The organism is Peribacillus aracenensis (genome assembly GCF_025175645.1).
Lineage (GTDB): Bacteria > Bacillota > Bacilli > Bacillales > DSM-1321 > Peribacillus > Peribacillus aracenensis.
In genome coordinates this window covers 163,490-174,112 of sequence record NZ_JANZMJ010000009.1, presented here as the reverse complement: position 1 = coordinate 174,112, position 10,623 = coordinate 163,490, and the positions used below count along the sequence as shown (strand labels likewise).

Here is a 10,623-nt window from a genome sequence, read left to right as displayed (position 1 = left end):
CCTTCAGTTTATCTTCTACCGTATAAGTTGTATAGCGTTTTTCAAATGCACGTTCTCCATGATATTGGTACTGTCGAATCCAATTGAGTAATACTCCAGAGTTAACACCAACAGATTTAGCTAAGCTTTTATGTCCCTCTGTTCCTTCAAGATATCTCTGTACCGCTTGTATTTTTTGTTGTGCTGTAAATTTGGCCATAAAGAAACTGCACCTCCAATTGATAGATGTGTCTAACAATTGGGGTGCAGTTCACATGGGCTGTTTTTTTATTTATTAAAGATTTTTGCCGTACTTTAATGACATACCGACAAAGTCACGGAATAGCGGCTGCGGACGGTTAGGACGTGACGTGAATTCCGGATGGAATTGAGAAGCCACAAACCAAGGATGATCTTTTAGTTCAATGATTTCAACTAGACGACCATCTGGACTTGTACCGGAGAACACGAATCCTGCCTCTTCCATAGCTTGACGGTAGTGGTTATTGAATTCATAACGGTGACGGTGGCGTTCATAAACGACCTCGTCGTTGTACGCTTCGTATGCTTTAGTTCCTTCGATAAGCTTACATGGATACAGACCAAGACGCAGTGTTCCGCCCAAATCTTCTACATCCTTCTGCTCAGGAAGAAGATCGATGATTGGATCTGGAGTATCTTCCTTAATTTCAGCTGAATGCGCTTCTGGCAATCCCAGGACGTTGCGTGCATACTCGATGGACGCCAACTGCATGCCTAAGCATATTCCGAAGAATGGTTTTTTTGTCGTGCGGGCAAATTCGGTCGCTGCAATTTTCCCTTCAATTCCACGATCTCCAAATCCGCCAGGGACAAGGATTCCATCTGCATCTTGAAGAAGTTCAGCAACATTTTCTTTCGTTACGTCTTCGGAATTCACCCAGTCGATTTCAACATCTGCATCAAATGCGTAACCAGCATGTTTAAGTGCTTCCACTACAGAAAGATAAGCATCTTGTAATTCAACATATTTTCCGACTAAGGCGATTTTCGTTTTCTTCGATAAAGAAGTCACCTTTTTGACTAGTTCCTTCCAATCTTCCATATCCGCTTCGCCACATTCCAATTGCAAGTGGTCACAAACGATTTGGTCCATATTTTGTGCTTGGAGCGCAAGAGGGATGGAGTAAAGTGTATCCGCATCAAGACATTCGATAACGGATTTTTTATCGATATCGCAGAATAAAGCGATTTTATCCTTCATATCTTGTGAAATCGGGCTTTCTGTACGTGCAACGATGATATTTGGCTGAATGCCAAGACTGCGTAATTCTTTTACACTATGCTGTGTCGGTTTTGTTTTCATTTCACCAGCAGCTTTGATGTAAGGAACCAGTGTACAATGGATATACATAACATTATTGATACCGATATCACTCTTGATTTGGCGAATCGCTTCAAGGAATGGAAGAGACTCGATATCCCCTACAGTACCGCCAATTTCAGTGATGACTATATCAGCATTCGTTTCATTGCCTGAACGGAAAACGCGTTCTTTAATTTCATTCGTGATATGGGGAATGACTTGAACCGTTCCACCTAGATAATCGCCACGGCGTTCTTTCCTCAGGACGGTCGAATAAATCCTTCCTGTAGTCACATTACTGTGTTTACCAAGGTTGATATCAATGAAACGCTCATAGTGTCCCAAATCCAAATCCGTTTCAGCACCATCATCCGTTACAAACACTTCACCATGTTGATATGGACTCATCGTACCAGGATCCAAGTTAATATAAGGGTCAAACTTCTGGATCGTAACATTCAATCCCCTATTTTTTAATAATCTACCTAAAGAAGCGGCCGTTATCCCTTTTCCCAAGGAAGAAACTACTCCACCTGTCACAAAAATATATTTTGTCATCTTATATCCTCCTATAGAATGTTTTCTTCCAATTCTGTTCTTCACATCGTTGAATCGGAACCTGAATCGAATCTTCCGCCACATGGGCGGTTAAAAGCTAAAAAACCGTAAACCAGTACAAACCATTAATCACTTAAAGGTCTTTAGTGAGAGTCATGCAGGATACATGAACAAGAATAAATTTCCTTAAATGACGTAAACATAATAATGTTCTCTATAGTTTTTACAATTCTACGAGAAATCATTTTAAAAATAAAAAAATGATGTCATTTATTCATTCCATCATTAAAAACAAAAACGCTCCGCTTACAATAAAAGTAAGGGAGCGATATAATTTAATCATTGTGTCCTTTTTTAAGGAGCCCAAAAATGATTCTACAAATTTCGCCTCAAAAAGTCAAGGGCGATTATTTATTTCTCATCCTCTTCATCCAAGTCATCTGCGTCTTCGTCTTCATCTTCATCATCTTCCAGGACAAATGCATCATCTTCGATTATTTCTTCTTCCAGATCGTCGTCATCATCCACGTCATCATCCAAAAGCACTTCGTCGATGACTGGAGAACCTAGAATATCATCATCGTCGTCATCTTCATCTTCGTCCAGATCATCGATATCTTCTTCAAAGTCAAGGTCTTCGTCTTCCAGTTCATCGAAATCGTCAATAACGACAGCTGCCTTTTTGGCTTTCTTTTTCTTTTTAGGTTTTACAACATGTACGACTTCTTCTTCGATTTGGTCAACCGGGTACCATGTTTTCAATCCCCAGCGGTTGTCTCCAAGTGAAGTGAAACGGCCATCCACATTTAAATCCGTATAGAATTGTGCAATTTTCTTTTCCACTTCCGCTTTAGATAAATGGTGGAGCGAAGCTAATTCACTTATTAAGTCTTTAAATGGAATCGGTTCATTTCTTTCCACTAACAAATCATATGCCATCTCTATTAAGGACATTTCCAACAATTGCTCTTTTGAGTATTGTTTTAAACTCAAATTCCGCACTTCCCTTCTCTATTCAAACACTGAATTCCGTGTTTTTTCACATAAAAAAATAATCTAAAACAGTATTTCGATAAAATAACGACAATTCCTGCTAGACATATACTCCATTATAAACAATCTAATTGGGTTTATGCTAGTTCTATATGATACTTTCACACATTTACCTAATTGTCTATCATTCAAAGAAAACCAAAAAGGTAAATATCATTCCTTTTTCTTTTTGGATTTCTGACGATACGCTGCGGTAAAAAAGACAACCGTCAGGATAAAAAAAGAAATGGCGCCCAGTTGATGCTCATACAGTTCAAATAAAAAATGAGGGCAAGAATGTAACCTGAGATTAATCCAATCATTTTCAGGTTCATTTCCTCAACTCCAATAGGGCTGATTCTTCATTTTTGCCCCTTTTCCAAATAATTATAAGGTAAAATCTTCATTTTGTTAAAAAAGAGGGGAATTATTTAAAAAAGAGGCCCATAAACGTTCGGGCCCCTTCTTGGTTTTACATATTCCTTCGATATTGACCGCCTACATCATAAAGCGCCCTCGTTATCTGACCCAGACTGGCCACTCTCACGCAGTTCATGAGTTCGGCAAAGATATTTTCTCCATTCATGGCTGCCAATTTCAGTTTAGTTAGCGCCTCATCCGTGAACTCCTTATTTCTTTCCTGGAATGCCCGGAGATTCATGATTTGCCCTTCTTTTTCATCCTTTGTTGCACGGGCAATTTCCATGCTGTTCACCGCTTCTTCGGAAGGAGGATTTGGATTCAAATACGTATTGACACCAATGATCGGCAATTCTCCCGTATGCTTTTTCATTTCGTAATGCATCGATTCATCCTGGATTTTCCCGCGCTGATACTGCGTCTCCATTGCACCCAGGACACCGCCTCGATCGTTGATGCGATCAAACTCTTGCAGGACGGCCTCTTCAACCAGATCCGTCAATTCCTCTACGATGAAGGCACCTTGCATCGGGTTTTCATTTTTTGAGAGACCATGCTCCTTTGTAATGATCATTTGTATGGCCATTGCGCGGCGCACGGATTCTTCGGTAGGCGTCGTGATGGCTTCATCGTACGCATTAGTATGCAGGGAGTTACAGTTATCCTGCAGTGCCATTAAAGCCTGAAGCGTCGTCCTGATATCATTAAAATCAATTTCCTGCGCATGAAGGGAGCGCCCAGAAGTCTGTATATGGTATTTGAGCTTCTGGCTACGGTCATTCGCACCATATTTATCCCTCATGACTGTCGCCCAAATCCTTCTTGCCACCCTCCCGATAACCGTATATTCCGGGTCGAGCCCATTTGAGAAGAAGAACGACAAATTCGGGGCAAAGTCATCAATATTCATTCCGCGGCTTAAATAATATTCGATGTAAGTAAAGCCATTCGCTAATGTAAAAGCCAGCTGTGAAATGGGATTGGCACCCGCTTCTGCAATGTGATAACCGGAAATGGATACAGAGTAGTAGTTCCTGACTTTCCGATCGATGAAATATGCTTGAATGTCCCCCATTAGCCTTAAAGCAAATTCCGTAGAGAAGATGCATGTATTCTGGCCTTGGTCCTCTTTCAGAATATCCGCTTGAACAGTTCCCCGTACCGTTTGAAGGGTATAAGCCTGCACTTCTTCAGCTTCTGCTTCAGTAAGGGGACGGCCCAGCTCTTCTTCTTTCCGTTGAATCTGCTGATCGACTGCAGTATTCATATACATGGCCAAAATGATTGGTGCCGGTCCATTGATGGTCATGGAAACAGATGTTGAGGGGTGGCAAAGGTCAAAGCCTGCATACAGCTTTTTCATGTCATCCAACGTACAGATGCTGACTCCGCTTTCCCCTACCTTTCCATAGATATCAGGCCGGTGATCAGGGTCCTCGCCATATAAAGTTACAGAATCGAAAGCCGTACTAAGCCGTTTAGCGGTATCATCCTTTGACAAATAATGAAAACGCCTGTTGGTTCGGTCGGGCGATCCTTCACCGGCAAATTGCCGCTTCGGGTCTTCCCCTTCACGCTTGAATGGAAAGACTCCCGCTGTGTAAGGAAAGAAGCCCGGAACGTTTTCACGGAATACCCATCCTAAGATCTCTCCATAATCCACGTATTTAGGCAGTGATACTCTTGGAATCATTAAACCTGATAAACTTTTGGTTTTTAGCTTTGTTACGATTTCTTTATCCCTGACTTTCGTTACAAACTGCTCTCCTGCATACTTTTCTTTTAAATCCATCCATCCAGAAAGGATTTTTTTAGATTCAGGTGATAAATTCAAAGCAGTTTCCTTTTTCAGTTTTTCTAAAGAAGACACCATCTCGTCATTGTTATCATTTTCCTTAATTGCATCAATTGCCCCTTCAAGCTGGAAAAGCCTCCGGGCAATACGTACCTGGTCAGCCGCACGCTTATGATACGATCTGACCGTATCACTGATTTCACGTAAATAATACCGACGGTCAGTGGGTATGATGACATTTTGCTTGTAAACATCCGCTTCTTTCGAAAAGGACGTACTCCAAACCGTCCCTGATTTTTCATTAAGCTTTTCAATCAGTGCAGCGAATAATGCATTGGTACCCGGGTCATTGAATTGAGAAGCGATCGTACCGTATACTGGCATTTCCGATGGATCCTGATCAAAAAGTGTACGGCTCCTTTGGTATTGCTTTTGAACTTGGTTTTTTGCATCCTCGGAGCCTTTGCGTTCGTATTTGTTAATGACTATCAAGTCTGCATAATCAATCATATCGATTTTTTCAAGTTGAGAGGGTGCACCGAATTCACTCGTCATTACATACATGGATACATCGCATATTTCGGCAATTTCTGCATCTCCCTGACCAATTCCGCTCGTTTCGACGATGATTAAATCGAAGCCAGCTGCCTTCACGACTGAAATGGCATCTTTTATCGCCAAAGACAACTCACTTTTTGAATGGCGCGTGGCTAGGCTCCGCATGTAAACACGCTCTGAAAAGATCGCATTCATTCTGATCCTGTCACCCAGCAGGGCACCGCCCGTTTTCTGTTTGGTCGGGTCCACAGATAGGATGGCGACTCTCTCATCTGGAATTTCGTTAATGAACCTTCGTATCAATTCATCCGTCAATGAACTTTTTCCAGCGCCGCCAGTCCCTGTAATTCCTAGTACGGGAACCTTCTTTTCGGAAGTCTTGATCTGCTCAAAAAGACTCTCCACCGCTGCCGCTGATTCCTGTAAAACATCGAGTCTATTTTCGGCAAAGGTAATAAATTGGGCAATGGCATTTGTTCCCCCAGCAATCAATTCATCAAAACGTTCTTGTAAAGATGGTTTGACTGTCGAGAAATCACATTCCTCCATCAATACGTTTATCATTCCTTGAAGCCCATATTCCCGTCCTTCATCAGGCGAAAAAATACGGGCAATCCCATAATCATGCAGTTCTTTAATTTCCCTTGGGATGATGACCCCGCCGCCCCCGGCAAAAATCCGAATGTGCTCGGCTCCCTTTTCCTTCAGCAGGTCATACATATATTTAAAATATTCCACATGTCCGCCTTGGTAAGATGACATGGCTATGCCTTGAACATCTTCCTGGATGGCCGCATTCACGATCTCTTCTACCGAACGATTATGACCTAGGTGAATAACTTCCGCCCCGCTGGACTGAAGGATTCTCCTCATTATATTGATGGATGCGTCATGCCCATCAAATAAACTCGAAGCTGTGACGAATCTAATATGGTTCTTCGGTTTATACACCTCAACTGTACTCATATAGCTCCTCCTTATTGAAACTTATTTATATCAGTGCTTTTTGGAACCCGATACATTTTGAATCAATAATTGCGTCTGCAGTTCAACATACTCTTGAAGCGTATACTGTTTATGCAAAGCCCATCTTCTAAAACTCCACATCTGTCCCTGAACGAAAATGTTATGTGAAACAAGGCTTATTTGTTTTTCCGTTAACGAGAGCTCCCCATTCTCGACACATTTCGTTATCACTTTTTCGAACATGCCAACCATCCGAATTTCTTTGTTCAGAACATATGGTAAAGCATCTTTCGTCAGGGCCTTCACTTCCTGATACATGACCAGCACTTCGTCCTGCATATCATCCATCACTTTATAAAAATAGGCGATCGTCAGCTTCAAACTTTCAAGTGTCCCGTCACTCTGTTCTATTTCTTTCTGAAGCTTTTCCTGGACTTCATCATAGATAAAGTCACAAACGAGATATAATATATCTTCCTTGGTTCGGATATACTCGTATAACGTGCCAATACTAAAGCCTGCAGCTTTGGCAATTTCCCTGGTAGTCGTACGGTGAAATCCCTTTTCCTTAAAAAGGGTAACTGCTCCTTTAATCATTTGTGTACGCCTTTTTTCAACCAGCCGCTCATCCTTTACAGATGCAAGAACCTCTCTTTTTTCCATTTCCAAACTCCTTTTGAAAGCCCGTTATTCAATTTTCAAAGACATTCTGAAGAAATTGAAAAGGGAATTCCGGTAAAGGCAGTGCCTCATCGGAAAACCTCAGTTTCAACCTTATTTAGTAACCATACGTGAGATGACCAGCTTTTGAATTTCCTGTGTACCCTCGTAAATCTGGGTTATTTTCGCATCGCGCATATACCGTTCCACTGGATAATCCTTTGTATATCCATAACCCCCGAAAACCTGCACGGCCTCCGTCGTCACTTTCATTGCTGTATCACCAGCAAAAAGTTTGGACATCGCCGATTCTTTTCCATAAGGAAGGCCCACTGATTCCAACCATGCTGCCTGATAGGTTAATAGCCTTGAAGCCTCAACACCCGTTGCCATATCCGCCAATTTAAAACCGATTCCTTGCTGTGCAGAAATTGGCTTGCCGAATTGGACGCGCTCTTTTGCATAATCAACCGCGGCATCCAATGCACCTTGGGCTATGCCTACGGCCTGGGCTGCAATTCCATTACGGCCGCCATCAAGCGTCATCATCGCAATTTTAAAGCCTTCTCCTTCTTTTCCAAGGAGATTTTCTTTAGGTACTCGACACTCATCAAAGATGATTTCCGTGGTCGGTGATGAACGGATTCCAAGCTTCTTCTCTTTTTTACCAACACTGAATCCTGGGAAGTCCTTTTCAATGATAAAAGCACTCGTTCCTTTTTGTTTCGATTCAGGGTCTGTCAATGCAAAGACGACATATGTATCCGCGATCCCGCCGTTCGTAATGAAGATTTTTGAACCGCTGATGACATATTCATCACCTACAAGCTTTGCAGTCGTCCTCATACCGCCTGCGTCTGAGCCTGAGCTAGGTTCAGTCAGTCCGTATGCACCGATTTTTTCACCCTGTGCCATCGGGCGAAGGTATTTTTGTTTTTGGTCTTCAGACCCAAATTTATATATTGGCCATCCTGCGAGCGAAGTATGGGCTGATAAAGTCACCCCAGTGGATGCGCAAACGCGGGAAAGTTCCTCAATCGCTATGCAATAGGCTAAGTAATCACTGCCGATTCCGCCGTATTCCTCAGGCCATGGAATCCCAGTCAATCCAAGCTCGGCCATTTTATCGAAGATCTCACGGTCAAATCGTTCTTCTTCATCCCTTTCGGCAGCGGTCGGAGCCACTTCATTCTGGGCAAAGTCGCGCACCATTTTCCTGATCATTTCATGTTCTTCCGTTAGTTTAAATTGCATGAATATGCCCTCCAAATTTTTCGTGATTATAGATTCTTACTGATGACCATTCTCTGTATTTCGCTGGTACCCTCATAAATTTCAGTTACCTTTGCATCCCTGAAATAGCGTTCGACCGGATATTCAGTTGTATATCCATAGCCTCCGAACACTTGGACTGCTTCTATCGCCACATCGACAGCCGTTCTCGAAGCGAATAGCTTAGCCATTGCCGCCTCTTTACCGCACTTCAATCCCTGCGAGCGTAAATAAGCCGCCCGATAGACCAGTAGCCTCGAAGCTTCTATGCCCGTTGCCATTTCGGCCAGTTTGAAACCAACTCCCTGTTGTTGTGCAATAGGTTTGCCGAATTGCACCCTGTCTTTTGCATATTTTACAGCATGTTCCATGGCACCCTCAGCAATTCCCAGCGCTTGAGCGGCAATCCCGATCCTTCCGGCATCCAGGTTGGCCATTGCGATCTTAAAGCCCTCACCTTCTTTGCCAAGGAGATTGGCTGTAGGGATTTTCATATCCTCGAACGTTACCTGCACGGTGCTCGAGCCATGAAGGCCCATTTTACGTTCATCTTTGCCGATGATTAAGCCTGGCGTCCCTTTTTCCACGACAAAAGCAGAGATTCCCTTGCTTCCCTTCTGAGGGTCGGTTGAAGCAAAAACAATAAACACATCCGCTTCCCCGCCATTGGTGATAAAAACCTTGGACCCATTTATTCGATATTCTCCGCCTTCCTTGACTGCCACTGCCTTCGATTTCAAACTCGCAGCATCGGAACCTGAGCTTTGCTCAGTCAAGCAAAAGGCGCCTAAATATTCACCAGCGGCTAACTTGGGCACATACTTTCGCTTCTGCTCTTCCGTTCCAAAATAAACGATTGGATTTGTTCCAACAGAAGTATGAACGGACAGTATGACACCGAGAGTGGGACTTACTTTGGAAATCTCATTGATGGCAATGATATAAGACATGAAGTCCATACCCGCGCCACCGTATTCTTCTGAAATCGGAATTCCCATCAAACCAAGCTCACCCATTTTTTGCAGAATCGCTTTTGGAAACACGCCTGTTTCCATTGCCTCGATATGAGGAGTGATCTCATTCTCCGCAAAAGCGCTTACCATTTTCCGCATCATTTCCTGTTCTTCTGTAAACTTGAAATCCATCCTTCATCCCCCCATAGCTGCACATCTTTCCATGATTAGTTATATTCGTAAAAGCCCCGTCCTGATTTCTTGCCTAGCCACCCAGCTTTTACATATTTTCTTAACAGCGGACACGGTCGGTATTTATCGTCTCCCAGCCCTTGGTGAAGGGTTTCCATTATATACAAGCATGTGTCCAGCCCAATGAAGTCAGCTAGAGTAAGCGGGCCCATCGGATGGTTCATTCCCATTTTCATTACGTCGTCGATCGCCTCTTTGGTAGCTACGCCCTCATATAGTGTATAGATGGCCTCATTGATCATCGGCATTAAAATCCGATTAGCTACAAAACCTGGAAAATCATTGACTTCCACCGGTACCTTGTTCAAGGATTCAGCCATCTTTTCAACTTCTTTATAAACTTCATCCGATGTAGCGAGGCCTCGAATGACCTCAACCAGTTTCATGACTGGAACGGGGTTCATAAAATGCATGCCAATTACCTTTTCCGGCCTTTTCGTGGCAGCGGCTATCTCGGTTATCGGAAGCGAAGAAGTATTGGATGCAAGAATGACGTGTTGCGGTGTGATTTCATCCAGCTCGGCGAATATTTTTGTTTTTATTTCCATGTTTTCCACCGCAGCTTCAATCACTAAATCTACCGCAGCCGCATTTTTCAAATTCGTCGATGAAGTCAACCGGGAAAGGATTGCATCTTTCTCCCCGGATTCCATTTTCCCTTTTTCAACCTGACGGGAAAGGTTCTTGGTAATTGTCCCTAACCCCTTTTCCACATATTCAACTTTTAAATCGTGTAAAAGAACTTCGTAACCGCTCATTGCACAGACCTGGGCAATGCCAGATCCCATCTGTCCTGCACCAATGACCATCACTTTTTGAATGCCCATGAAAAT

At 43.0% G+C, this 10,623-nt stretch carries 8 protein-coding genes; all 8 read right to left on the bottom strand.

Annotated features, from left to right (window positions below; translation table 11 throughout):
• On the bottom strand, window positions 1-199 hold a 199-nt coding region (locus N0M92_RS11980; protein ID WP_260285888.1), incomplete at its 3' end, for a transposase.
• Window positions 200-274: 75 nt separating this feature from the next.
• Window positions 275-1,882: a CTP synthase gene (locus tag N0M92_RS11975; RefSeq protein WP_260285887.1), complete on the bottom strand. Its 1,608-nt coding sequence runs from the start codon at window positions 1,880-1,882 to the stop codon at window positions 275-277.
• Window positions 1,883-2,293: 411 nt separating this feature from the next.
• On the bottom strand, window positions 2,294-2,875 hold the full coding sequence (rpoE, locus tag N0M92_RS11970; protein WP_260285886.1) for a DNA-directed RNA polymerase subunit delta: 582 nt from the start codon (window positions 2,873-2,875) through the stop codon (window positions 2,294-2,296).
• Window positions 2,876-3,386: 511 nt separating this feature from the next.
• On the bottom strand, window positions 3,387-6,653 hold the full coding sequence (icmF, locus tag N0M92_RS11965) for a fused isobutyryl-CoA mutase/GTPase IcmF (RefSeq protein ID WP_260285884.1): 3,267 nt from the start codon (window positions 6,651-6,653) through the stop codon (window positions 3,387-3,389).
• Window positions 6,654-6,683: 30 nt separating this feature from the next.
• Window positions 6,684-7,316 (bottom strand): TetR/AcrR family transcriptional regulator, encoded by a 633-nt coding sequence (locus tag N0M92_RS11960; protein ID WP_098370208.1) that lies wholly within the window; start codon window positions 7,314-7,316, stop codon window positions 6,684-6,686.
• Between the two features lie 111 nt (window positions 7,317-7,427).
• A complete protein-coding gene (locus N0M92_RS11955) occupies window positions 7,428-8,567 on the bottom strand; it encodes an acyl-CoA dehydrogenase (RefSeq protein ID WP_192207274.1) in 1,140 nt (379 codons plus the stop codon).
• Between the two features lie 26 nt (window positions 8,568-8,593).
• Entirely contained in the window at window positions 8,594-9,730 is a 1,137-nt protein-coding gene (locus tag N0M92_RS11950; RefSeq protein ID WP_260285882.1) for an acyl-CoA dehydrogenase, read from the bottom strand.
• Window positions 9,731-9,765: 35 nt separating this feature from the next.
• On the bottom strand, window positions 9,766-10,617 hold the full coding sequence (locus tag N0M92_RS11945) for a 3-hydroxybutyryl-CoA dehydrogenase (protein ID WP_260285881.1): 852 nt from the start codon (window positions 10,615-10,617) through the stop codon (window positions 9,766-9,768).
• Between the last annotated feature and the right edge of the window lie 6 nt (window positions 10,618-10,623).

Excerpts from the sequence above, each read along its gene's own strand:
- N0M92_RS11975 (WP_260285887.1), bottom strand. The coding sequence starts at position 1,882 with ATGACAAAATATATTTTTGTGACAGGTGGAGTAGTTTCTTCCTTGGGA.
- icmF (WP_260285884.1), bottom strand. The coding sequence starts at position 6,653 with ATGAGTACAGTTGAGGTGTATAAACCGAAGAACCATATTAGATTCGTC.
- N0M92_RS11960 (WP_098370208.1), bottom strand. The coding sequence starts at position 7,316 with ATGGAAAAAAGAGAGGTTCTTGCATCTGTAAAGGATGAGCGGCTGGTT.
- N0M92_RS11955 (WP_192207274.1), bottom strand. The coding sequence starts at position 8,567 with ATGCAATTTAAACTAACGGAAGAACATGAAATGATCAGGAAAATGGTG.
- N0M92_RS11950 (WP_260285882.1), bottom strand. The coding sequence starts at position 9,730 with ATGGATTTCAAGTTTACAGAAGAACAGGAAATGATGCGGAAAATGGTA.
- N0M92_RS11945 (WP_260285881.1), bottom strand. The coding sequence starts at position 10,617 with ATGGGCATTCAAAAAGTGATGGTCATTGGTGCAGGACAGATGGGATCT.